The organism is Psychromonas sp. psych-6C06, from assembly GCF_002835465.1.
GTDB lineage: Bacteria > Pseudomonadota > Gammaproteobacteria > Enterobacterales > Psychromonadaceae > Psychromonas.
This window is the reverse complement of sequence record NZ_PIZM01000002.1, coordinates 317,215-340,784: the sequence shown is the minus strand read 5'-3', so window position 1 is coordinate 340,784 and position 23,570 is coordinate 317,215. Positions and strand designations below refer to the sequence as shown.

21 protein-coding genes are annotated in these 23,570 nt (G+C 38.7%); 13 read left to right on the top strand and 8 right to left on the bottom strand.

The window, feature by feature from the left end; translation table 11 throughout:
• Nucleotides 1-3: 3 nt before the first annotated feature.
• Together CW745_RS04685 and CW745_RS04680 are read right to left on the bottom strand one after the other, a co-directional pair.
• The gene (locus CW745_RS04685) at nucleotides 4-1,371 is read right to left on the bottom strand and encodes an L-serine ammonia-lyase (RefSeq protein ID WP_101107358.1); all 1,368 of its coding nucleotides are present in this window, start codon (nucleotides 1,369-1,371) and stop codon (nucleotides 4-6) included.
• Nucleotides 1,372-1,534: 163 nt separating this feature from the next.
• On the bottom strand, nucleotides 1,535-2,368 hold the full coding sequence (locus CW745_RS04680; protein WP_101107357.1) for an AAC(3) family N-acetyltransferase: 834 nt from the start codon (nucleotides 2,366-2,368) through the stop codon (nucleotides 1,535-1,537).
• Nucleotides 2,369-2,528: 160 nt separating this feature from the next.
• Here CW745_RS04680 and rpsO point away from each other — a divergent pair, with 160 nt between their 5' ends.
• Entirely contained in the window at nucleotides 2,529-2,798 is a 270-nt protein-coding gene (gene rpsO / locus CW745_RS04675; RefSeq protein WP_101107356.1) for a 30S ribosomal protein S15, read from the top strand.
• 60 nt (nucleotides 2,799-2,858) lie between these two features.
• On the opposite strand, the gene CW745_RS04670 is transcribed toward rpsO, so the two are convergent.
• Nucleotides 2,859-3,524 carry a glutathione S-transferase gene (locus CW745_RS04670; protein ID WP_101107355.1) on the bottom strand — a complete coding sequence of 222 codons (666 nt, stop codon included), beginning with the start codon at nucleotides 3,522-3,524 and terminating at the stop codon, nucleotides 2,859-2,861.
• 846 nt (nucleotides 3,525-4,370) lie between these two features.
• A complete protein-coding gene (locus CW745_RS04665; protein ID WP_101107354.1) occupies nucleotides 4,371-5,651 on the bottom strand; it encodes a sodium:proton antiporter in 1,281 nt (426 codons plus the stop codon).
• Nucleotides 5,652-6,272: 621 nt separating this feature from the next.
• On the opposite strand from CW745_RS04665, the gene CW745_RS04660 reads away from it, so the two are divergent.
• From CW745_RS04660 to CW745_RS04630, 6 genes are all read left to right on the top strand, one after another.
• Nucleotides 6,273-7,463, top strand: a complete 1,191-nt coding sequence (locus CW745_RS04660; protein WP_101107353.1) for a potassium/proton antiporter — start codon at nucleotides 6,273-6,275, stop codon at nucleotides 7,461-7,463.
• A gap of 49 nt (nucleotides 7,464-7,512) precedes the next feature.
• The gene (locus tag CW745_RS04655) at nucleotides 7,513-8,400 is read left to right on the top strand and encodes a hypothetical protein (protein ID WP_101107352.1); all 888 of its coding nucleotides are present in this window, start codon (nucleotides 7,513-7,515) and stop codon (nucleotides 8,398-8,400) included.
• A 424-nt stretch (nucleotides 8,401-8,824) separates the two neighbouring features.
• Entirely contained in the window at nucleotides 8,825-9,328 is a 504-nt protein-coding gene (locus tag CW745_RS04645) for a DUF6795 domain-containing protein (protein WP_101107350.1), read from the top strand.
• 20 nt (nucleotides 9,329-9,348) lie between these two features.
• Nucleotides 9,349-10,476: a lipase family protein gene (locus CW745_RS04640; protein WP_101107349.1), complete on the top strand. Its 1,128-nt coding sequence runs from the start codon at nucleotides 9,349-9,351 to the stop codon at nucleotides 10,474-10,476.
• Nucleotides 10,477-10,665: 189 nt separating this feature from the next.
• A complete protein-coding gene (gene pnp, locus CW745_RS04635; protein WP_101107348.1) occupies nucleotides 10,666-12,771 on the top strand; it encodes a polyribonucleotide nucleotidyltransferase in 2,106 nt (701 codons plus the stop codon).
• A gap of 344 nt (nucleotides 12,772-13,115) precedes the next feature.
• Complete coding sequence (locus CW745_RS04630) at nucleotides 13,116-14,570, top strand: DUF3360 family protein (RefSeq protein WP_101107347.1); 1,455 nt, start codon at nucleotides 13,116-13,118, stop codon at nucleotides 14,568-14,570.
• A gap of 92 nt (nucleotides 14,571-14,662) precedes the next feature.
• On the opposite strand, the gene CW745_RS04625 is transcribed toward CW745_RS04630, so the two are convergent.
• Nucleotides 14,663-15,223 carry an acetate uptake transporter gene (locus CW745_RS04625; protein WP_274521224.1) on the bottom strand — a complete coding sequence of 187 codons (561 nt, stop codon included), beginning with the start codon at nucleotides 15,221-15,223 and terminating at the stop codon, nucleotides 14,663-14,665.
• A 274-nt stretch (nucleotides 15,224-15,497) separates the two neighbouring features.
• Between CW745_RS04625 and CW745_RS04620 the strand changes: the two genes are divergently transcribed.
• The 5 genes from CW745_RS04620 to CW745_RS04600 all read left to right on the top strand — a co-directional run bounded on the left by CW745_RS04620 (nucleotide 15,498) and on the right by CW745_RS04600 (nucleotide 19,202).
• Nucleotides 15,498-16,265, top strand: a complete 768-nt coding sequence (locus CW745_RS04620; protein WP_101107345.1) for an ABC transporter ATP-binding protein — start codon at nucleotides 15,498-15,500, stop codon at nucleotides 16,263-16,265.
• Nucleotides 16,266-16,296: 31 nt separating this feature from the next.
• Nucleotides 16,297-17,064 carry an ABC transporter substrate-binding protein gene (locus CW745_RS04615; protein ID WP_101107344.1) on the top strand — a complete coding sequence of 256 codons (768 nt, stop codon included), beginning with the start codon at nucleotides 16,297-16,299 and terminating at the stop codon, nucleotides 17,062-17,064.
• Between the two features lie 84 nt (nucleotides 17,065-17,148).
• Nucleotides 17,149-17,889, top strand: coding sequence for an ABC transporter permease (locus tag CW745_RS04610; protein WP_101107343.1), 741 nt, complete (start codon nucleotides 17,149-17,151; stop codon nucleotides 17,887-17,889).
• A gap of 3 nt (nucleotides 17,890-17,892) precedes the next feature.
• The gene (locus tag CW745_RS04605) at nucleotides 17,893-18,570 is read left to right on the top strand and encodes an ABC transporter permease (RefSeq protein ID WP_101107342.1); all 678 of its coding nucleotides are present in this window, start codon (nucleotides 17,893-17,895) and stop codon (nucleotides 18,568-18,570) included.
• 401 nt (nucleotides 18,571-18,971) lie between these two features.
• The gene (locus CW745_RS04600) at nucleotides 18,972-19,202 is read left to right on the top strand and encodes a hypothetical protein (protein WP_101107341.1); all 231 of its coding nucleotides are present in this window, start codon (nucleotides 18,972-18,974) and stop codon (nucleotides 19,200-19,202) included.
• A gap of 63 nt (nucleotides 19,203-19,265) precedes the next feature.
• On the opposite strand, the gene mqo is transcribed toward CW745_RS04600, so the two are convergent.
• Both mqo and CW745_RS04590 read right to left on the bottom strand, forming a co-directional pair.
• Complete coding sequence (gene mqo, locus CW745_RS04595) at nucleotides 19,266-20,747, bottom strand: malate dehydrogenase (quinone) (RefSeq protein WP_101107340.1); 1,482 nt, start codon at nucleotides 20,745-20,747, stop codon at nucleotides 19,266-19,268.
• A 538-nt stretch (nucleotides 20,748-21,285) separates the two neighbouring features.
• Nucleotides 21,286-21,864 carry a thymidine kinase gene (locus CW745_RS04590; RefSeq protein ID WP_101107339.1) on the bottom strand — a complete coding sequence of 193 codons (579 nt, stop codon included), beginning with the start codon at nucleotides 21,862-21,864 and terminating at the stop codon, nucleotides 21,286-21,288.
• Between the two features lie 132 nt (nucleotides 21,865-21,996).
• Between CW745_RS04590 and CW745_RS04585 the strand changes: the two genes are divergently transcribed.
• Nucleotides 21,997-22,926 carry a TIGR01212 family radical SAM protein gene (locus CW745_RS04585; protein WP_238596696.1) on the top strand — a complete coding sequence of 310 codons (930 nt, stop codon included), beginning with the start codon at nucleotides 21,997-21,999 and terminating at the stop codon, nucleotides 22,924-22,926.
• A gap of 19 nt (nucleotides 22,927-22,945) precedes the next feature.
• On the opposite strand, the gene CW745_RS04580 is transcribed toward CW745_RS04585, so the two are convergent.
• On the bottom strand, nucleotides 22,946-23,356 hold the full coding sequence (locus tag CW745_RS04580; protein WP_202973154.1) for a hypothetical protein: 411 nt from the start codon (nucleotides 23,354-23,356) through the stop codon (nucleotides 22,946-22,948).
• Nucleotides 23,357-23,570 lie beyond the last annotated feature (214 nt).

Genomic DNA, 23,570 nt, shown 5'->3' with positions numbered 1-23,570 from the left:
TCTTTAAGTACAAGTATAAGCAATCTTTATTGCCAGCCCACCCTGTGAGGTTTCGCGGTATTTAGCATTCATATCTTTGCCGGTTTCATACATCGTTTCAATCACTTTATCGAGTGAAACATGTGGCGCACTTTGACGTCTCATTGCCATTCGTGAAGCGTTAATTGCTTTCATCGCAGAAATGGCATTACGCTCAATGCAAGGAACCTGAACTTGCCCGGCGACGGGATCGCAGGTTAAGCCAAGGTGGTGCTCCATCGCTATTTCTGCAGCTTCGGCTACCTGCTGCGGGCTACCGCCCATTATCTCCGTTAAACCAGCTGCCGCCATAGAGCAAGAAACGCCAATTTCACCTTGACATCCCACCTCTGCGCCAGAGATAGAAGCATTACCTTTAAATAGCCCGCCAATGGCAGAGGCTGCTAAAAAGAAACGTGTGTATTGCTCGGGGCCAACACGGGTGACAAACTTATCATAATAAGAAAGCACTGCTGGAATAATACCTGCTGCACCATTCGTCGGCGAGGTTACAACGCGACCGCCGGCTGCATTCTCTTCACTCACAGCGAGTGCAAACATATTGACCCAATCAATTAAAATCATCGGGTCAGCTAACATATTATTATTTATTGATAACTGACGATGTAATGCAGGTGCTCGTCTTGGAACACGAAGTGGCCCTGCTAATAGACCTTCTGTTGCACAACCTCGTTTAATGCCCTCCTGCATAGTTTGCCAAATTTTAGCAAAACGAGTGTCTATCTCTTCCCGACTGATTGTACATAGTTCATTTGTCATCATTAAGTTACTGATACTGATATTATTGCTGATGCATTGATCAAGTAATTGCTGTGCACTTTTAAAGGGGTAGGTGACATTTTCTTGATCGGTTTTGTCGTTGTAAAATTGACTCGCTTCAACAATAAAGCCACCACCGGTTGAATAGTAGGTTTGTGAAAATACCATCTCTTGATCGATAAAAGCATGCAAAGACATGCCGTTTTCGTGAAGAGGAAGTGGTTCATTGATAAAGTTAATTGCACTGCGCGGAAAACGAACCGTATGTGTTGAGAGTGCAATAGGTAATAGTTCGCTTTGCTCAACCTGTTTTATAAAATGCGGAATCATATCGAGATCCACATATTCTGGCTCAAAACCGGCAAGGCCTAATATGATCGCTAAATCGGTATTGTGCCCTTTGCCTGTCAATGATAATGAGCCATGTACGTCGACACTCAATTCAGTAATATCGCTTAATGTGGTTGAATCTTGCAAAGCATCAATAAATAATTTAGCCGCTTTCATAGGGCCTAATGTATGCGAGCTAGAGGGGCCAATACCAATTTTAAAAATATCGAAAACGCTATACATAAGCTTTACCTCAAGATTGGTTGTGATTATCCTTAGTAATTAGTAAGGAAGGTTCACAGTAGAAGAACACCAGTGAAAAAGAATTATAGGCTACGCTTAGTATAAGACTTTGTGGCTATATAGGGGCTAAAAATAGCCCGTAATGAACATTCTTTATTGCGTTTTAATTAATGATTGGCCCACCGAGGATAGCATCATGACAACGAATACATTGTATATCGGGGCAGTGGGTTATCTCAGGGCTCTGTTTAATCTGCTCGGTTAAGGTATCAATAAAAGAGTTAAATCCGTAACTTCGCCATAGGCTATTACCCACCATTGTCGTTTCTGCTAAGTGCTGGACGCTATCTTGTAACCTATTAAAACCACTCGAGCAAGCGCCAATACTCACCTCTACCACTTCACGTTGATTATCTGTATTTTGCATATTAGCCCAAGCGCGGAAAAGCGTGCGTCCAGCTAATTGCTCGGCAAAATGGATCGGGGTAACCCCAGTAAAGTCGATGCCCATTAATAATAAAACGGCATCCTCTTGTTGATAGCACAGTTCATAAGGACCATACACGTTTAATAGTGTTTGTTGCGCCATTATCTCTTTTGCCTTAGGGCCAAGAGCGGTGAATGAGTTAACAGGGTGAACACCACGCACGCGTTTAGAATGGGCTAACACAACCTTGGGTAATACCCCCATGGCGCGACTTATCTGCTGGCTATTTATTTGAAAGCTATCAGTGAGTCCTTGCAGTGCACGAGTGTAACTGCTTAATTGCATACCATTTTGTAAATATTCATCACCTTGCTTGGGCGGATAGGCATCATTATCGTAGGTAAACGTTGGCACAACTAAGGTGCATCCTGACCTTAAAAAGCAGTCGATTATAGTGTTCGGGCCCCCTTCAACACCCCCAAAACTACCATAGGCAGAGTGTAAAATAACCACCTTATCGGTAAGATTATGCATCAGTATTGCATTCTCGAGTTGCGCTTGAGTCACCATAAATATTGTCTCTCCCTTTTATTGGAAATTAACTGTAAAAGAGTTTGCGTCATGAAGCAATACACCGTAGAATTCGCCGTTCACTTTATCGCTGAATTAGTGATCGGCGATAATAATTAAAACAGGTTATACACATAACCATTAAATATCGGAGTATGTTATGTCACTAAGTGCACAACAGAAAGCTGAAATTGTAGCAAAATTTGGTCGTTCAGAAGGCGATACTGGTTCATCTGAAGTACAAGTTGCTTTGTACACAGCACAAATCAACCACCTTCAAGGTCACTTCAAAGAGCACATCCACGATCACCACAGCCGTCGTGGTCTACTACGCATGGTTGCTCAACGTCGTAAATTACTTGACTACCTAAAGCGTAAAGATATTGCTGCTTACACAGCACTTATCACTGAACTAGGTCTACGTCGTTAATCTCGATTTAAACCTTGTAAATAAAAAGAGCCTAAGGGCTCTTTTTTTGTTTCTAACACTTTAAATATCACCCCAGATAATGTCTCGATGGCACTCAACCCATAAATCATGCTTTGCCATGACTTTAGTGAACATTGGGCTTTGCAAGTAGCTATTTAACCATGCTCGCAATTTGGGATAGGGCGATTTCTGGTACCATTGCCTTTCTACTTTTGAAAATTGGCGAATAAACGGCATTAACGCAATATCTAATAAACTTTCACAATCTGACATTAAAAAACGATGTGATGTTAATCGTTGCTCTAGCTCCTCAATAAACACTTCACAAGCAGCCCTCAACTCAACAACATTATTTTCTTGATAACGTTTAGAGCATCGATAAGCATTAAGTGCCTCTTTAAATTGCAGATCATATCGGTGAATGATGATCAGCATTTCAGAAAGTGTCGATTGTGGCGGTTGCAACAAGTTGTGCGGATCATGGTCGATTAGCATCTTGATCATGATATCTATACTTTCTTCAATGACTTCAGACTCTGATACGACCAACATAGGAACGGTTTTATTTTGTGAAAGCGCCAACATTTCTTCTGGTTTGTTCGCTAACTTAATATCGCGTAATAAAATTGCCTGTTTAGATTTAAAGATCGCGATACGTGCTCGCATTGCATAAGGGCAGTGACGAAGAGAATATAAAATAGGTAGTGGATATTGTGCGTTAGTCATTTGATCATCTTTATCTAATACCAATCCGCATAACTATCTGATCTACATTGTGGGTTAAAAGAATAGACAACTGCCTTGCATTCAATCGCAATGGCTAGCTATTACTCAATCATGCGCCTTGCTTTCTATTACTTTTCCTCAACAAGCCTTGATCATAATATTATGCGTAATAGTGTAAGTGTGTGTTTAATAAATTTAAATTTTTGGTCTGTAAAGGTTATCATAAAATGTTTCAGGCGCATTTTTCAATTTCCAATTAATGCTAGTGGCTTTTGATTTTCTAACACTTTAATTTTATTCAGCATAATGGATTTTGAGCAATGCAGGCAGAATATGGCTTAGTTATTCTAAATGAACCTAGTTTAACTGTTAGCCAAGCTTTATATTGCGTACAATTCTACGTAGAAAAGTAGAGTAAATGTATAGTCTGTTGTATTGAACCCGAAGGCGAATATTTGTTGATCATGATTATTGCGCTTTCGCTTATTGGTGAGAAGTCACTTTACTCCATAGATATAGCTTTGTAGAAACGGTTGTTCATTTAGTTTGAATAAAGATAATGTGAGAAGCTTGAATTCGCATTTTTGCGAAGTTTGCATCATTAACATTGTTATATGGTAAAAATCCTGTTTTCGCAAAGCCTAAATATCGTCATTTACCGTAAACCTCGCTTTACCTACGTTAAGTTAATAACAAGCAATTCAATAGGAACAAAGACAGCTAGCTATTATGCGTTCCTGAGAAATTTTAGCCAATTTTTCCATCCGTTTAATGAGTTATTGAGTAGGTACTCGATAACTCATTTGAGCATTGTATTAATACTCTAATCAGAAAAGATATAGCTTGTTACTTCTGTTCTGTTTGCCATGCCTTTGCTTTATTTATTAATGGTGTAATTGTTGAGCCTTGCACTAATATAGAGAAAAATACCACGGAGTAGGTCATAACTAAAATTATCTCGCGTACATCAATCTGTTTTTCAGGGATGACCATCACTCCGGCAGGAATAACCATTGCCATCGCAAGTGCTAGTCCACCACGTAAACCACCCCATGTTAAAATTGCAACCGAGTAAGGGTTATAATTGCGAAAGCGCTGAAAGCCAAGATATGAAAATTGAATACTTAAGTAGCGTGCGATCAACACTAATGGAATCGCGATCACCATTAAGATCCAATCTTCTTGATGGAAACTGTACTGCAGCATGCTTAACCCAATTAATAGGAACAAAATACCATTTAAGAACTCATCGACCAGCTCCCAAAAATGGTCTAATAGCTTTTTACTTTCATCTGAGAAGCCATTAATACGTGTCCAGTTACCAATCATAATGCCTGATACAACCATTGCGAGGGGCCCTGAAACACCTAACATTCCTGCGACAACGTAACCCGCTGTAGGAATGCCAATGGTTAATAAAAGCTCCATTGAATGATCATTGGTAGCGCTAATTAAAAAGTGAAATAAAAGCCCTAATGCAAACCCATAAGCGATGCCACCTATCGCTTCGTGTAAAAACATGCCACTAACACTTATCGCAGAGACTTCTGCTCCTGAAAATGCAATGCTGTATAACGTAATAAAGATAACTAATCCAAAGCCATCATTAAATAACGACTCTCCCTCAATTTGTGTTGAGATGCGTTTAGGAGCATTTAATTTTTTTACGATAGCTAACACAGCAATCGGGTCTGTAGGAGAGATTAAGGCTCCAAATAAAAGACAATAAATCAGATCCAATGGTAGTCCAATGAATTGACAACTATAAAAAAGTGCATAGCCGATAAATACCGTAGAAAACAATGTAGCAGCGAGGGCTAAAACAGTTATTTCCCACTTTTGATCTTTAATATTGGTTAGTTTAATACCTAATCCGCCAGCAAACAGAAGGAAGCCTAAGATACCGTCAAGTAGAAAGCTATTAAAGTCAATTTGTGCGAGTTGCTGAGAGGCAATTGTTTTTAAGGAAGTAAAACCATTTTTTCCGGCAATAACGATAATTAAAGATAAGATTAATGAGCCCGCAGTAATTGCAATAGTGCTTTGCATCTTGCCTATTTTACTATTTAAAAAGGCAATTAACATAGCCGCTGCACCAAGAAAACAAAAAGTTGCATACACAGTCATAATAAGTCTCATTCTTGTTAGGGGAGAAGAGAAGAATATAAAGACAACAGCTGACAAATACTATGATTATTTTTACAACGATATTGTATCCTCACACTTTTCTAGTTATTAGTGCTGATTGTTGATAGCTTTGCAAACTCAACTGGCTTAATTTTATAGTGCTCTTTAATGATGGAATATAACCCAATTATTGAGGCGAATTCTGATTAGCATTTCAGAAAGTGTCGATTGTGTCTGTTGCCACAAGTTGTCAGGTTCATAGGTGGTTAGCATCTTGAGTATTATATTTAAACTTTCTTCAATGACTTCAGGCTCTGAAACAACCAAATACGAACGTATTCATTTTGCTCAAGTGCTAACATTTCTTCTGGCTTATTCGCTAATTAAATAACACTTTCTGTTTTGATTGTGTGTTCGTCATGTGAGCATCTTCATTGAGGGAATTTATCAATAAACCTTTAAACCTTTAAACCATCGGGGCTTTAAGATGAAGACTATTTATTATTTAAATTACAACAGAGTATTTCATTGTTAACGATAATAATTATCGACAAAATATAGCATTATTTAAGTATAATAGAGTCCCATTCTTTTCTTCTTCTAATTTATAAGTGACGTGTTATGTCTTTTAACTTAATCATGTTAGGTATTGCCAGTTTAATTGCCATTGGTATTTTGTTACATCACCCCTCTAAAACGCTAGGCATTCCTTCTTTGCTTATTTTTATGGCGGTGGGGCTGGTATTTGGTAATGGCGAATTTGATTTTGTCTATGATAACTTACAAATGACCTCATTAATTGGCGGCATGGCGCTTAACGTGATCGTGTTTGTTGGTGGCTTAAATACTTCTACTAAGAGCATTAAACTAGCTTGGAAAGAGGGCGGTACGTTATCTAGCTTTGGGGTATTATTCACGACGCTTATTTTTGCCGTTATCTTATATTATTTACTCAATCTCAATTTTTTAACCTGCTTATTATTTGCAGCTGTTGTGTCATCAACCGATGCAGCCGCTGTGTTTTCGATTTTAGAGTCTAAAAAATTAAAACTAAAAGAGAATACTGACACCGTATTAGAATTTGAATCGGCAACCAATGACCCTGTTGCCTTACTCATGGTGATTTTACTTACTGATATTTTAGTCTCAAGCTCCGGTATCGCGCTTTCAGTTTCAAGTATTGCCATGCTACTAGCGCAGCAAATTTTACTTGGCGGATTGGTTGGTTATATATTGGGCAAATTATGCGTAATGGCGCTTAATCATATCAAGCTTAACGAGGTTGGATTAATACCTGTATTCATTCTTACCTGTTTTATTATTGCTGTTTATGGCACCGAGTTAGTTGGTGGTAATATTTTAGTGGCCGTTTATATTGCCGGTGTGATCATTGGTAATCAGTTGTTACGCGGTGGAGAGGTTAACAAACACTTTTATAATGGCTTAGCCTGGCTGGCACAATCGCTGATGTTTATTATTATTGGTTTGCAGATATTTCCGCAAAATTTAGTGTCAGTATTTTGGGTGTCGCTGCTACCCGCACTGCTCCTTATTTTTGTAGCAAGGCCATTAGCAGTGCAACTATGTTACCTGCCTTTTGTCAAAGCAAGTTGGAAAAAACGCCTGTTTATTTCCTCAATTGGTTTAAAGGGCGCGACGCCGATTGTTTTTGCTCTTATCCCCGCGACCGCTGGGGTAGAAGGCTCGATTGAGATGATCCACATGGTGTTTTTTGTAGTGCTATTTTCTGTGTTTATACAAGGTGGCGCGATCGAGCCACTTGCTAAAAAACTGGGTTTAGTGAAGCAGTAGTTATGGCCTATTTTTAAGATAGATATAGTAAATTATTATGAGGGAAAGGATGAGCGTATTATTATGGGTAGTTGCAGTGCTGGTGTTTGTCGCTTGCATCCCGATTGCAGTATTATTTTCCAACCTTGTTTTTATCTCTGAGATCACAGAGTTTAAATCACAGCGCGGAGCAGACTTTGAAGTAAACAGTGAATTTATCAGCATTAAGGAGCTTGAAAACCATTCAAAACAAGTGATTGATGCTGAAAAAGCAGTTAATTTTGATGTCAATAACAGTGATTTACCGGTTGGGATTGAAATGGTGTTGACTGGTAGTGGTGAGATTAAAGAAAATGAGCCTTTTAATCGTCATGAGGATGATAAGCCTGCTTTACAATTAACGTTGGAAAAATCTTTGCGCCAATTGTTATTTGTGGGTAATAAAGTTTATCAACAAGATGGCGATGAGCTCGGTCCTTTGTTACATCAATTTAACGAATTTAGTCATTTTAGTTTTGTGAATTATATCGATGAAAATACAATACTTATTGTGGCTTCATTGGCTGAATTTCAACATGTTGAGAACCGTTTATGGCAAGTTAATTTAAGTGACTTCTCTAAAATGTTATTATCGAGCGATCCTTACTTTACCTTTTCTCGCCCCCCTAAAACGATAACCCCTGCGGGCAGTGCGAGTGTCATTGTTATTTATTATTCTGGTAATTATGCTTTTGGACACGGCGGTCATTCATCACGGCCAAAACAAAGCACGATACGTTTATATTCACCCAAGTACTTACAGGGTAATGAACTCGTTATGATTAACTATAAAGGTGGGACAGTGATTGATGCACGTTTTGAGGGGGAAAGCATTGTATTAACAGCAGATCCAAGTCGTCCTTTTACCGTTGATGATCGCGAGCGACCTGCACGTTTTTGGTCAGTGGGTGGTTATTAGCTAAAATCGTTACCGAACTAAATACTAAATAAATGAAACAATTAATCCAATAAAACAAAAGGGTATCATCATTATTGCAATGCACATTGGTCCTGCTGCTTGAGAACCTGCCCCTACCGTTATGAACTCGATTATTAACGGGATTAAGAAGAGAGATATACTAATAATAGCCAAAGTCGCAGGTGTAAAATCAGTAAACAAACCAACTAGCCACTTCCCTCCTAGAAATACCCCATAAATTAAAAAAGCCAATATGATTAATCCAATAATGGCCTCGAATACTTTTTGTAACATTGTTTATTCAAAGTTCCTTTTTGTCAGTCAGCGATTATTACTAACTGTGACTTGTTTGATTGTTATCTTTATATCAATACATTATCATCTGCACAGGTTTGTTAATGGATTAGCTTTAACAAGGAATCAAATGAACAAAATTATAATATCAATTTTATTAGTAGTATTTTCATATGGAGTGTATGCGGTGAGTGTAAAGCAGTGTCTATTTTCTGAGATGACAGGAGTTGTCAGTTTTGAAGGAAAACCAGCAGCTGGCGTTAAGTTGGTTCGGATGGTGGATTACAATAAAAAACAATATGACGAAACGATAACTGATGAAGATGGGAAGTTTTATTTTCCAGCAATTTATCGTACTAACTTAATTGGAAAAGTGCTGCCTATGCAGTTTGCTGTTGCCCAAAATATTATTGCCTATAAAGATAATGATGAGTTTTTAATTTGGGAAGCTACTAAAATGGATCCTGCTGCAAATTCAGAATCTCGAGGCAAACCTTTAGCCGTTACTTGCGAATTAGCCTTAGAAGAGCTGAGCGGAATTTTGGTAAACGGGGATGTTATTATAAGTCGTTGCAATTGGGATGTGGAAGCTGATGAAGCAAAAAGCATTTCATTTTTTGATGAAGATATTTGATTAATTAAAAGGAGCTTAATATGACTGTTTTGTCTTCAACGCTGTCCTCTAAAATAGCGAGAGTTGTGTACCCCATTTCTAAATCCTCATCAATGGATACGGCGTCTATTGTACTGAAAACGTCTGGACTTGGAAGTCTAAAATTCGTAGGGAAAAATATCCTTCAAGGAAAAACGGGGCCTGCTGGAATAAAAATTACGACAGGTTTTGGCTGTGTGCTAATGGCTCCTAAAGGTAATGCGATTATTACATTTAGAGGAACTAAATTACTTGCTGATTGGATAAGTAACTTTAATGTGGCTCCTGCTCGTAGTAGCGTAGGATATTCTGTGCACGACGGGTTTAATACTGTATTTAATAGCCTGAAACCACAATTAAATGAACTTGTTAAAATTGCAAAAAAACAAGGTGCCACGACTTTTCATTGTGTTGGCCATAGTTTGGGAGGCGCATTAGCTACTTTATGTGCTAGTTGGTTACAAAATAGTGGAGAAAGTACATATCTCTATACTTATGGTAGTCCACGTGTTGGACTGTTTGATTTTTCTAATTATTTAACAATTCAGTTAACAACTAAACGTATATATCGTGTTTTTCATAAAACAGATGTTGTACCAATGATACCGACTTGGCCTTATGTGCATATTCCTGAGTCTGGTACTGATTATTGGTTACATTCACCTGGTTTATTACCTGGAGCTAAATACCACGATATGAAAGAATATTGTTCTTCTGTAGATGGGAAAAGTTGGGGGGGGCTTGCTGGCAATAGGCAAGCTCATAAGAGTGATCTTAGTATTAAGCAATGGTTGACACAAAAAGCCCGCGCGACTTTCTCTATCGATACTCTGCATTGGCTACAAAGTGCAATTGTTTTTGTTGTAAAAAAAGTAACTTCAGTTATTGGCTCATTCGAGAGTTTTACGGTCATGGATCATCTCGCATATGTTCTCGCTAAAGGGATCAATTTAGCTGACAAGCTGTCTAGGTGGGTTAAGTATTTCATCAGGAAGGTAATGGAGGTATTAGGCCTGAAACCTTCTCCCCATGAAACTATTTTCAGCAAAAGCTTTATTCGAGATATTCTAGGGCGTTTAGAAAGAAAAATATATCAAAGTGTCGATTCTGCATTGCGATACGAAATGTAGTATTTAATAGCAGTGTAGTTAATCGTGTTTGATAGCTACACTGCCCTCTTACTTATATAAACATTATTAGCTGTTCATAAATAAAAACCCCAAAAAATCCTTCCAAAATAGTTTTAAAGCCAACACTTTGATATATACTATCGTCGCGATAAAAAGCATAAAATTAAATATATAATCCAAGGAAAAAAAATGACTCCTATTGTTAAAAGTTTTCAGTATGGCGAACATACTGTAACACTAGAAACTGGCGTGATTGCACGTCAAGCAACTGCTGCTGTAATGTGTAGCATGGACGATACTTGTGTATTCGTTTCTGTTGTTGGTAAAAATGCAGATGATCAAGAGCGTGATTTCTTCCCTCTGACTGTTAACTACCAAGAAAAAACATACGCTGCAGGTAAAATCCCAGGTGGTTTCTTCAAGCGTGAAGGCCGTCCATCTGAAGAAGAGACACTAATTGCACGTCTAATCGACCGTCCAGTGCGTCCTCTTTTCCCTGAAGGTTTCAAAAACGAAGTACAAGTGATTGCAACTGTTGTTTCAATCAACCCAGAAGTTAACCCAGATATCGTTGCTATGATCGCAACATCTGCGGCACTTTCTATCTCTGGTATGCCTTTTAACGGTCCTATCGGTTGTGCTCGTGTTGGTTACAAAGAAGGTCAATACCTACTTAACCCAACTAAAACAGAATTAGAAACAAGTGATCTTGACCTTGTTGTATCAGGTACTGACAACGCAGTATTAATGGTTGAATCAGAAGCCGCTGTATTAAGCGAAGACGTAATGTTAGGCGCTGTTGTATACGGTCACGATGAGCAACAAGTTGTTGTTGAAGCAATTAAAGAGTTCGCAAGCGACGTTGCACGTCCTGCTTGGGATTGGACAGCTCCAGCACGTAACGAAGCATTAGATGCACTTATTGCAACTGAAGCACAGGCGCGTTTCGAAGAAGCTTACCAAATCAGCGACAAAGGTCAGCGTTACGATACAATCAAAGCGATCACCTCTGAAGTTAAAGAAAAATTATTAGCTGCTGACGAAACATTAGAAGCTAAAAAGGTAGGTGAATACTTACACGATTTAGAAAAAACAGTGGTACGTTCACGTATCATTAAAGGCGAGCCTCGTATTGATGGTCGTGATCCTGAGAGTGTTCGTGCGCTTGACGTTCGTACTGGTGTACTGCCACGTACTCACGGTTCTTCACTGTTTACACGTGGTGAAACACAAGCATTAGTAACAGCTACGCTTGGTACTCAACGTGATGCACAAATCATCGATAGCCTAATGGGTGAGAAGAAAGATCACTTCTTATTACATTACAACTTCCCTCCATACTGTGTAGGCGAAACTGGTTTTGTTGGTTCTCCTAAACGTCGTGAAATTGGTCACGGTCGTCTAGCGAAACGTGGTGTATTAGCAGTAATGCCTACAGTTGAAGAGTTCCCATACACAGTACGTGTAGTATCGGAAATCACTGAATCTAACGGTTCATCTTCAATGGCTTCTGTTTGTGGTTCATCGCTAGCGCTTATGGATGCGGGTGTTCCTCTTAAAGCATCTGTTGCGGGTATCGCGATGGGTCTAGTGAAAGAAGGCGAAGAGTTCGTTGTTCTTTCTGATATCTTAGGTGATGAAGATCATCTTGGTGATATGGACTTTAAAGTAGCGGGTACTGACGGTGGTATCACTGCACTACAAATGGATATCAAAATTGAAGGTATCACACGCGAAATCATGCAAATTGCGTTAAACCAAGCAAAAGCTGCGCGTTTACATATCCTAACGGTAATGGACGAAGCGATTTCTGAAGGTCGTGAAGATATTTCACAATTTGCTCCACGTATTCACACACTGAAAATCAACACTGATAAAATCCGTGATGTTATCGGTAAAGGTGGCGCAGTTATCCGTGCTCTATGTGAAGAAACGGGTACTACGATTGAAATCGAAGATGACGGTACAGTTAAAATTGCTGCAACGTCTGGCGAGCAAGCAGATGATGCAATCAACCGCATTAAAGCTCTTACAGCTGAAGTTGAAGTAGGTACTATCTACACAGGTAAAGTTGTACGTTTAGCTGACTTCGGCGCATTCGTTAACATCTTACCAGGTAAAGATGGTCTAGTTCATATCTCACAAATCTGTGAAGAGCGTGTACAGAAAGTTTCTGACCATTTGAAAGAGGGTCAAGAAGTTAAAGTTAAAGTACTAGAAGTAGATCGCCAAGGCCGTGTACGTCTAAGTATTAAAGAAGCTGCTGAAAAGAAAGAAGCAGCAGCTGCTGAATAATCATTTAATTGATTAGATAAAAAGGAAGCTTCGGCTTCCTTTTTTTATGCATGTAGAAACGTTTCCGTTAAATCATGAATCATGAAACTGACGTGATATGTCTAAAAATGTGTTTGTTATAGACATACCTATAAAGTGTTGTTTATTTATTTTTAATATATAGCAATAGCTAAATATAAAAAATCCACGAATTAGACTCGAATTGTGAGCATGTGATCACTATTGATATTTATGCTTTAACAGTAGCAATCATTGCATTAGAAGTTGTTTTAGAGCAAATAATTATGACTTCAGACTGTTAATTTAGCGCCATCACTAATAAATTTATTACAAGGATAAAAAATATGCAGGATGCTGAAAAAAACGCTTATCGAGAGAGGCACAAACCCGCAAGTGACTTTGACTCACGTGAAGAATATTTAAATCATGAATTAAATATTATGGAGTTTAAGCGCTGGGGTATTAATCTTCCTTATCGTGATTACCGAATTGAAATAGAGGATTGGGTACCTGCACTGGCTGCAACCATTGGTAAAATTGTAATGGTAGCGGCAATGGCGGGCGCTTTTGCTGTTCAGTTTGGTTTAGATGCCGCCTTTATTGCTGAAAACGTGCGTTTTGAGATGTTGATTGCTGGCGTCTTATTTGCGGTTATTTTTTCTGCTGTTTTAAACCCACGTACCAACCTTGCTGGTACGCATGGGCCGATGATTCCGCTTATTCCATTAATTGCTACCGCTGGTGGGCATCCACTTGCGCTCGGGATTTTAATCGGGGCATTTGGTTTATTGCTTAGTATCTCAAAAGGTGGTTCTAAACTTGTTACCTTGACGGGTGAAGGGGTAAGGGGAGGATTACTTATCTTTCTCGGAGCGATGGGAACTGTTGGCCAAATTAGAAACTTTGGAAATTGGGGGGATAGTATCGAAATGGCGGCTATTCCATTTACGGTTATCTTAATTACTATCGGTATTTATGCTTATCTTGCACGTATTAAAATGCGCTGGGTTGCTATTCCATTGTGTTCATTAATTGCTGGTGTTGTAGCTTTTGTAATGGGCGCACCGTTTGAGTTTGTAACAGAGCCCGGTTTACCAAACATGAGCCCACTCTATTGGTGGGGTGAAACAACAGGATGGAAACTAGGTTGGCCTGGTTTAAATGAATACATTGCCGTTGTTCCATTTGCTATTTTAGCCGTTGCAATGTGGTCGCCTGATTTCTTAGGTCATCGTGTATTCCAAGAGCTTAACTACCCTAAAACAGCAAAAAAAGTATTGATGGATGTTGATGATACGATGACCGTTGTATCTATCCGCCAAATGGTTGGCTCAATCTTAGGTGGCTCAAACGTTGCTTCATCATGGGGTACCTACATGATCCCTGCTGCTATTGCTAAACGTCCAGTACCAGGTGGTGCTATTCTAACCGGTTTATTATGTGTTGTTTGCGCAATCCTTGGTTTCCCAATGGATTTAGCAATGTGGGAACCGGTTTTACGTGTGGCACTGTTAGTGGGGGTTTTCTTACCGCTACTTGAAGCGGGTATGCAGATGGTTAATGACGAGAAAAGTTCTCAAAGTGCAGGTATCTGTATCTTCTCAAGTGCTTTAGTAAACCCGGTATTTGGTTGGGCTACAACGATGTTATTAGATAACTTAGGTTTCATTGGTGATAAAGAGCGTTCTGATGCGTTATCATTTATGGACCGCTTAGTGATTCCACTGATTACTTTTATTATCTGTGTTGGATCGCTTGCATTGGTAGGGCAACTTCCAGGTATTCCTGCATTACTTTAATGTGGTGCCAATATTGAGTTACTAACTTTATCTCACTCTGCTAACTACCGTATCGTTGTTAACAGAGTGAGATGACTTATTCACTTTTCAACTTAGCCAAGTGGTAAAAATTCTTCACCATATTGTTCATTGATTACTTGTGCCATTGCATCGTATATAGCAACTAAACCACAACAAATACCGACATAACCAGCAATTGTGCCAATCAATTCTGAGCCACTGAAATCTCTCGCTGCAAGCAGAAAAAATAAAACAGTTAAACTTGCAAAGATAAATTGCGATACACGATTACCACGTAATGTTGCTATGAACATGAAGCCAGTAAAAATACCATACATTACAAAATACCATGCCATAAACATTGGTGATGTTGGTTCAGACAGACCTAACTTTGGAAAAAAGAGCAAAGCAACAAGGCTTATCCAGAAAAAACCGTAAGAAGTGAATGCCGTTAAACCAAAAGTATTACCCTTTTTAAATTCTAAAACTCCCGCAACCACCTGTCCCATTCCGCCTACAAAAAGCCCCATAGCAAGAATCATTGAGTCCAGTGGAAAAAAACCTGCATTATGAATATTAAGTAAAACAGTGGTCATACCAAAGCCCATTAGGCCAAGGGGAGCTGGATTTGCTAAATTAAGAGTTTGTGACACGTTGGCTACCTTATTAATAAATGGATAAATAAATTTCGCGCACAATAACATGAACAATGGCTTTGTAAAGTATTTTTACATTTCTTGCGCTAGGTCTTATTTTTAAGTGTGTTTTTTATTAAAAGTGAGCGTTAGAAAGTTGCAATAAATTTATGTTGTTTAGTGTTTGATATAAATCTGAGACTGAGCAAAGCTTTGTAATAATTTTAGTATTTAGCCATAAAAAGTTAGGTACAATGTAAGCAATATTCTATTTAAAAAATGAAGTCAACTGATGAACCAAGCTACTTTATCTATTAAAAATTTGCACAAATCCTTTGCTGATAATGAAGTATTGAAGGGGATTGATTTAGAAGCCCGTAAAGGTGATGTTATCTCAATCTTAGGGTCATCAGGATCGGGTAAAAGTACGCTACTACGTTGTGTAAATTTACTCGAAACCCCGACATCTGGCGATATCCGTGTCAATGGTGAATTAATTGAGATGAAGCAAGACCCTAAGCGCGGAGCAATACCTGCTTCAATCAAGCAAGTTGAGCGTATTCGTAGTCGTTTAGCAATGGTGTTTCAAAGTTTTAACCTTTGGTCGCATATGACGGTATTAGAAAATGTTATTGAAGCGCCTGTACATGTATTAGGTGTCCCTAAAAAAGAAGCGATTGTAAAAGCGGAAGCTATTTTACAACGTGTCGGTTTATATGAACGTAAAAATTATTTTCCTGGACAACTTTCTGGCGGTCAACAGCAACGTGTTGCGATCGCACGTGCATTAGCGGTGGAGCCAGAGGTAATGTTGTTTGATGAACCCACTTCTGCGCTTGACCCTGAATTAGTAGGGGAAGTGCTTGGCGTAATGCGTGGATTAGCAGAAGAGGGGAGAACTATGTTAGTTGTGACCCATGAAATGGCTTTTGCTCGCGATGTTTCTAATAAAGTACTATTTTTACACCAAGGTTTAGTCGAAGAAGAGGGGAAACCAGACATTATTTTTGAAAATCCATCTTCTGAACGCTTTAAACAATTTATCTCTTCGGTTTATTAACCGTCATTTTTAACTAAAAAAAGGAAGTACAATGAAAAAGTTAAGTCTATTCATGGCCGTGTTAGTTTTATCATTTAACGTTACGGCAAAAGAGTGGAAAAATATTCGTATCGGTGTTGAAGGGGCTTACCCTCCATTTAGCCAAACCGAAGCTGATGGAACCGTTACAGGATTTGATATTGATATTGCTAATGCACTTTGTGAGCAAATGAAAGCAAAATGTACACTGGTTAAGCAAGATTGGGATGGTATTATTCCTGCTTTAATGGCACGTAAGTTTGATGCCATTATTGCTACGATGGATATCACTGAAGAGCGTAAAAAGAAAATTGCATTCACTGATAAATATCAACATATTCCAGCGCGCTTTGTTGCTTTAAAAGGAACAGAGTACACGCCAACGGATGAGTTTATGAAAGGTAAAAACATTGGTGTGCAACGTGCAACATCAATGGATCTTTACATTTCTGATAACTTCCCATCGGCAAAAATTAAACGTTACGGTTCAGCTGACGAAGCTTACCTTGACCTTAAAGCATCTCGTTTAGACTATGTAATGGCTGACTCTGCTGCTATTACTGGCGGTCTACTTGAAAAAGATGGTGGCGATAAATTTGAATTTGTTGGACCTAAGTTAAACGATCCGAAATGGTTTGGTGAAGGTGCTGGTATCGCGATTCGTAAGCAGGATAAAGATCTAGCTGCACAGTTTAATGCTGCGTTAAAAGAAATTCGCGCAAACGGCGTTTACAAAAAAATTCAAGACAAATACTTTACGTTTGATGTTTACGGTAGTTAATCACCACGTTGAAAGGGATGGCTTGCCATCCCTTTTTTTGTCACTTTCCTTATTTGAATAGTGGCCTTTAATTAAAGAATCATTATGCAAGAACTGTTAAATTATCAATCCCTATTATTGCAGGGCGCTTGGCTAACATTACAAGTTGCACTTCTTTCTTTGTTGCTTGCAGTGACCCTAGGGTTATTAGGTGCACTGGCCAAAATATCCCATTCACGTATTTTGCGATTGATGGCGACACTGTATACGACCATTATTCGTGGTATCCCTGACCTTATTCTTATGTTGCTCATTTTCTTTGGTGGGCAGATGCTCATTAATAACCTTAGTTACAGTATTAATGAAAGTCTGAACAACTATTTTACTAACCTTGATGCAAGCCATGAGTGGTATTCTTATCTACCTGATTATATTGATATTAGTCCCTATTTTGCAGGTATCATCACGATAGGTTTTATTTTTGGTGCTTATATGGCGGAAACATTTCGTGGTGCTATTTTATCGGTTGATAAAGGGCAGATAGAAGCTGCAACAGCCTATGGGATGAGCAAATCTAAAATATTTTTTCGTGTTACTTTCCCACAAATGATGCGACATGCATTACCTGGTATTGGCAATAACTGGCTAGTACTGCTTAAAACTACCGCGTTGGTATCAATTATAGGCTTACAGGATATGGTGAAAATAGCAGGAGATGCATCAGGATCGACGCAACAACCTTTTACATTTTATCTTGCTGTAGCGTTTATTTTTCTTTTCTTTACGGCGGTTTCAAGTGCAATTTTGCAACGCCTTGAAGATAAATACTCTATACAAACGAGGTAAAAGATGGATTTTTCAATCATCATTAATGAATATCAGTTTTACCTCGAAGGGCTATGGACAACAACTTGGTTAGTCGCGTTATCACTGTTACTTGGCTTATGTATCGCCATTCCTGCTGGAATCATGCGAGGCAGTAAGCATAAAGTCGTGCGCTTTCCGGTTTGGGCATTTATGTATTTCTTTCGAGGCTCTCCACTGCTAGTACAACTGTTTATTATCTATTATGGTGCCGCCCAGTTTGATTGGTTGCGTGAAAGTTGGATGTGGGATTATTTTCAGGAAGCATGGTTTTGTGCACTGCTCGCATTTACACTGAACACCGGTGCTTATACTGCAGAAATTGTTCGAGGTGTCATTTCTACTATGCCTAAAGGGGAACTAGAAGCAGCTAAAGCTTATGGAATGAATAAGTGGCAAACATTACGCCGGATTACATTACCCAATTCGCTACGCCGTGCATTACCGGCTTATAGCAATGAAATTATTTTTATGATCCATGGTAGTGCGATTGCAGGGATTGTGACTATTGTTGATATTACGGGAGCTGCAAGGGTTGTTAATGCTCGTTATTATGCGCCTTTTGAAGCTTACTTAGCGGCAGCTATTTTATATATGTCTCTCACCTTTAGTGTTATCTACCTCTTTAAACTCTGGGAAAAGAGATATCATATCGAACAATAATTACTACGATAAAACAGGGCTTGCCCTGTTTTTTTATATTGCTAACCTCAACTCCTGAAAGCAATATTGAACAGCAACACTGTTTCAGCAGAGTCTTCGTTAAATCACTTACCAATATATTAGGAGGAGCTTTTTTGAATAACACAAAATTGAGTGTGTTTTTCAGTGTAAAAGTATTTCTATCAACACAAGCTAGATTAATTAACATGAAAAAAAAGGTTGTTTCTTATTCAATATATCATTATTTTTGTTACAATGATCACATTAAATAACTATGACTAATAAATGGACTTATTATCAACTCTATATAAGGCCATTAAAATGCAATACCTTGAAACCTCCCTATCGAACAACGCTATCCTTAATGCTTCAATCACTCCTTTTTTATGGAGTAACCACGTATGATGACTGAAAATATTATTGCATTACAAGCGATGCGATTAGAAGCACAGATCTTTTTTGAGTTAGATAAACGTAAAGTGATGTTACGCCCTTGTGATAGTGACTTGTATCCAGAAGTAAAAATAGAGTGTTTTAAAGATCTAAAAGATTATCAAGCTGGAGATACGATTGAAGTAGAGGTGGTGGCGATGCAAAGTAGTAACGGGCAGTCATATTTCTATAGTTACTAAGTAGTTAATTAAGTAAAAATTGAAGAGTACAAGTTGTGCTGTACTCTTCAATACTTGTAGGTGTTAGGAAAGTTTTAATGTTGTTAGGTTCTCACCTTTAACAGTAGAGAGTGTTGCTTCATCTTTGATCAAAGACTTTCCGTAAGAAGGGATCATCTCTTTCATCTTCTCCTGCCAGCTAGCGTCTTTAAGCTGTTCTTCGAAGCAACGCTCAATAACATCAACCATTGCTTGTACCGATGTAGACGCTCCTGGTGACGCGCCTAGTAGCACTGCTAAAGAACCGTCTTTTGCTGCAACCATTTCCGTACCAAACTCGAGCTTGCCTTTACCATTCTCATCCTTCTTGATGATCATGACACGTTGTCCAGCTTTAGCTAAGCTCCAATCTTCCTCTTTTGCTTCTGGGTAAAAGTTACGTAATGCATTAACACGCTCTTTGTGAGACTGAAGTGACTCTTTGATTAGATAATGTGTTAAATCGATGTTTTTTGAGCCAACAGAAAGCATTGGCTTGAGGTTAGATTTTCCGACTGAGCCGAAAAGATCTAATTTAGACCCTTTTTTCAAAAACTTCGTAGTAAAACCTGCAAATGGACCAAATAGAAGTGCGGGCTTACCATCAATGATACGTGTATCAAGGTGAGGAACCGACATTGGTGGGGCACCAATTGGCGCTTTTCCGTAGGTTTTTGAGTAATGCTGTTTAACTATTTCTGGCTTAGTGCATACTAACCATTGTCCGCTAACAGGGAAGCCTCCGTAACCTTTACGCTCTGGAATTTTTGATTTTTGCAATAAAGGTAATGCGCCACCACCAGCACCAAGAAAAACAAATTTTGCATCAATAACGGCTGAATGTTTGCCTGTTCGTTCTTTGATTCGTACCGACCAACGATTATCTTTTTGTTGACGAATACGGTGAACGTTATAATTTAATACCAGTTCAAAGTTAGGAGATGCTTGCATGCTTTGGATCATATTGCGTGTAAGTGAACCGAAATCTACATCAGATCCATAATTAACACGAGTTGCTGCTACAGGCTCATTAGGATCGCGGTTTTGCATTGCCAGTGGCATCCACTCACTTATCACTTTCGGATCTTCACTGTATTGCATATCTTTAAAAAGATGGTGTGCACTGAGTAATTTATAACGCTCACGTAAGAACTTCACATCTTTTTCCCCCCACACTAAGCTTTGATGCGGGATAGAGTTAATGAATTTATCCGGATCTGGTAAAATATTATTTTTTACCAAATAAGACCAAAATTGTAAGGTAACTTCAAATGAAGCATTGATCGCTTGTGCTCGCTCGATAGCAACACTTCCGTCAGCCGCTTCCGGGGTGTAATTTAATTCACAATAACCAGCGTGTCCGGTTCCTGCATTATTCCAACCATGTGTACTTTCATGTGCAACATGATCTAAACGCTCTACCATGACTACTTTTAATGATGGATCAAGTTCAGTCAACATCATGCCAAGTGTCGCGCTCATTACGCCACCACCGACGAGCAGTACATCTGCCGTTTTTACGTCCATTACAACTTCCCTTTACAAAGATAGACAACTTAGTAAGCGAGTTAGGTTTATATTCCTACAGCAACTTATAAGCTTCATTCAGTTATTTTAAGAGCAGCGATACTAGCGAAAAATTGACCTCGAAACCAGTGAATAATACATCAATGATGTTTAGCTCCTGTTTTAAATAGTTTTTTTTGGTCGCAAATATCAGCAATATATCCTTTGTTTGGTTGTTTTAGGTCAATTTTAAGGATTTTTATGGGCTGTTTATAATCTGATGAGTATGTTAGGTGGTGGTAATTATGGCGTTTACTATGAAAAATAGTATCGCTGATCGTTAACCATTGTTCTGGATAAGAAAAGCGATACAAAACTGTAATTTCTAGATTGAATTATCGTAGCAATAACGCGCCATTGCTACGATAATTGGCCTTCAATTTAGCTGAGCTAACGACACGCTATAAAATTTGTATTTATTATATTTAAACTGATCATGACGATTTAATTAATCAGCATTGAGCTTACTTAAGCCTCGGCGGAGTAACTTTAGTGGTAATTAATCCCAGAAATAGGGGCGAAAGTGCTTACGACAAACCGATTCGTAGGTATCATTTCCACCAATCTCAACCTGCTCTCCTTCACGCACTGGTTTACCTTCGCTATCAAGGCGTAGAATCATATTGGCTTTACGGCCACAGTGACAAATGGTTTTTAGTTCAATCAGTTTATCTGACCATGCAAGTAGATAATGACTACCGGGAAAAAGCTCGCCTTGGAAATCCGTTTTAATGCCATAACAAAGTACAGGGATATCGAGGCAATCAACTACATAGGTTAGTTGTTTTACTTGTTGCTTACTAAGAAACTGCGCCTCATCAATTAAAATGCAGTGCTGATGCTCTCGACTATGTCGCTTGTTGATAATTTCACTTAGGTTGTCATTGCTGTCAAATGCATAAGCATCTGTTTCTATACCTATTCGGGAAGCGACTTTGCCGACACCTGCGCGATCATCAATAGCCGCTGTTAAGACAAAAGTGTTCATGCCACGCTCACGGTAGTTATAGGAGCTTTGTAATAGCGAAGTCGATTTTCCTGCGTTCATTGCTGAATAATAAAAATAGAGTTGAGCCAAAATGATTACCTAATGGTCAGTAACCTGCTGTGAGGTTAAGTGAAATAAAATCAGATAATACAGATTTTGCGTAGCAATGTTTGATCTATCATCATGGTTGCCCATCTTTTTTGATGCAGAATACGCAATTTTATGGCGATAGAGATACTGTTTATGCAACTCCCTGATTTTGTAAATACAATCGGTAAAGATTTAAAAAAACGTTACGGTGAGCGAGTGCATAAACTAACACTACACGGTGACTTTAGTTGCCCTAATCGTGATGGAACCCTTGCAAAGGGGGGATGCACATTTTGTAACGTTGCTGCATTTAGTGACGAGTCACAATCGCAATTAACAATTACCGAGCAGTTACATTTACGTGCCGATGAGGTTGCACACCGCTCTAGTAAATACCTTGCTTATTTTCAAGCTTATACCAGCACCTATGCTGAAATAAGTTTGCTCTCATCACTCTATGAACAAGCGGTAAGTGCAACTAATATTGTGGGGATCTGCGTTGGTACTCGTCCTGATTGTGTTTCAGATGAAGTGTTAAATTTACTCAGTAGTTATCTTATGCGTGGTTATGAAGTGTGGTTGGAGTTAGGGCTACAAACAGCTAATGATAAAACACTAAAACGCATTAACAGAGGGCATGGGTTTAGCGAGTATGAAAATATTACACGTAAAGCACGCGCGCGGGGAATTAAAGTATGTACCCATCTTATATTAGGCTTACCGAATGAGTCTGATAGCGATTACCAACAAACCTTGAGAAAAGTTGTTGATGTTGGTGTTGATGGGTTGAAATTACATCCTTTGCATGTGGTGCGTGGCGCATTGATGGAAAAGTCTTGGCATGCTAATCGGTTAAAAACATTATCATTAGAGCAATATAGTCAGTCTGCGGTGAGACTTATTCAACAAACACCGCTTGATGTGGTTTACCATCGCACCTCGGCAACGGCGAAATTAACAGAGCTCATCGCGCCTTTATGGTGCGAGAAACGCTGGCCTGTGCAAAATAGGATGTGTCAGATAATGGCTACATCTGGCAGACAAGGTAGCCATTTGTTTTAAGCACAAGCATGGCAACTGCTTAAAATGACCATTGCACACTCATGACAAAGATAAGGGGGAGAATAAAGCCAGCTTCAACACCGAAATGATCGTTAAAGTTATATTGAGCTGCATGATAAATATAAGGGGCGAAAGCAACACCGGTATTTTCTTTACTGGTTCTGTAAACACCGCCTTCACCACAGTCGTCAAAAGCATCAAAGAAAAATTCGCCAGCATAGGAGTAAACTCCTTTTATAACTAAACGATTATTTACTTGATACCAATCTTTTCGTACACCGAGCAACATACAACGATTAGCTTGGCTATTTAAAAAGCTACCTGCGAATAAGCTATAATCCGAATCTTTACTAAACTTACGTTCAATAGAGAAATATCGATTATCAAAATATTGATTGGAATCGGTATCAAAGGGAACTAAATGGAACAAAAATGACCCCGTGTTTACTGAATAAAGGGTACTTCGTTCGGCAAAGCTTTTTATTGGGAGCAGTAGTGAACAGCAGAAGAAAAAAACAGTAGCCAGAAAACGCATAAAATAATCTTAATGAAAAAATAACATTATAAAATACATTAAATGAATGTATCTATTCATCGCATAAAAGTGAGATCGCTTCCCCCTTATATTTACATCACGATAAAGT

What these genes read in the sequence shown, in the direction of transcription:
- CW745_RS04685 (WP_101107358.1), bottom strand. Translation starts at nt 1,371, where the DNA reads ATGTATAGCGTTTTCGATATTTTTAAAATTGGTATTGGCCCCTCTAGC.
- CW745_RS04620 (WP_101107345.1), top strand. Translation starts at nt 15,498, where the DNA reads ATGAACCAAGCTACTTTATCTATTAAAAATTTGCACAAATCCTTTGCT.
- CW745_RS04605 (WP_101107342.1), top strand. Translation starts at nt 17,893, where the DNA reads ATGGATTTTTCAATCATCATTAATGAATATCAGTTTTACCTCGAAGGG.
- CW745_RS04630 (WP_101107347.1), top strand. Translation starts at nt 13,116, where the DNA reads ATGCAGGATGCTGAAAAAAACGCTTATCGAGAGAGGCACAAACCCGCA.
- CW745_RS04585 (WP_238596696.1), top strand. Translation starts at nt 21,997, where the DNA reads ATGGCGATAGAGATACTGTTTATGCAACTCCCTGATTTTGTAAATACA.
- CW745_RS04680 (WP_101107357.1), bottom strand. Translation starts at nt 2,368, where the DNA reads ATGGTGACTCAAGCGCAACTCGAGAATGCAATACTGATGCATAATCTT.
- CW745_RS04615 (WP_101107344.1), top strand. Translation starts at nt 16,297, where the DNA reads ATGAAAAAGTTAAGTCTATTCATGGCCGTGTTAGTTTTATCATTTAAC.
- rpsO (WP_101107356.1), top strand. Translation starts at nt 2,529, where the DNA reads ATGTCACTAAGTGCACAACAGAAAGCTGAAATTGTAGCAAAATTTGGT.
- CW745_RS04645 (WP_101107350.1), top strand. Translation starts at nt 8,825, where the DNA reads ATGAACAAAATTATAATATCAATTTTATTAGTAGTATTTTCATATGGA.
- CW745_RS04665 (WP_101107354.1), bottom strand. Translation starts at nt 5,651, where the DNA reads ATGACTGTGTATGCAACTTTTTGTTTTCTTGGTGCAGCGGCTATGTTA.
- pnp (WP_101107348.1), top strand. Translation starts at nt 10,666, where the DNA reads ATGACTCCTATTGTTAAAAGTTTTCAGTATGGCGAACATACTGTAACA.
- mqo (WP_101107340.1), bottom strand. Translation starts at nt 20,747, where the DNA reads ATGGACGTAAAAACGGCAGATGTACTGCTCGTCGGTGGTGGCGTAATG.
- CW745_RS04660 (WP_101107353.1), top strand. Translation starts at nt 6,273, where the DNA reads ATGTCTTTTAACTTAATCATGTTAGGTATTGCCAGTTTAATTGCCATT.
- CW745_RS04655 (WP_101107352.1), top strand. Translation starts at nt 7,513, where the DNA reads ATGAGCGTATTATTATGGGTAGTTGCAGTGCTGGTGTTTGTCGCTTGC.
- CW745_RS04640 (WP_101107349.1), top strand. Translation starts at nt 9,349, where the DNA reads ATGACTGTTTTGTCTTCAACGCTGTCCTCTAAAATAGCGAGAGTTGTG.
- CW745_RS04600 (WP_101107341.1), top strand. Translation starts at nt 18,972, where the DNA reads ATGATGACTGAAAATATTATTGCATTACAAGCGATGCGATTAGAAGCA.
- CW745_RS04610 (WP_101107343.1), top strand. Translation starts at nt 17,149, where the DNA reads ATGCAAGAACTGTTAAATTATCAATCCCTATTATTGCAGGGCGCTTGG.
- CW745_RS04670 (WP_101107355.1), bottom strand. Translation starts at nt 3,524, where the DNA reads ATGACTAACGCACAATATCCACTACCTATTTTATATTCTCTTCGTCAC.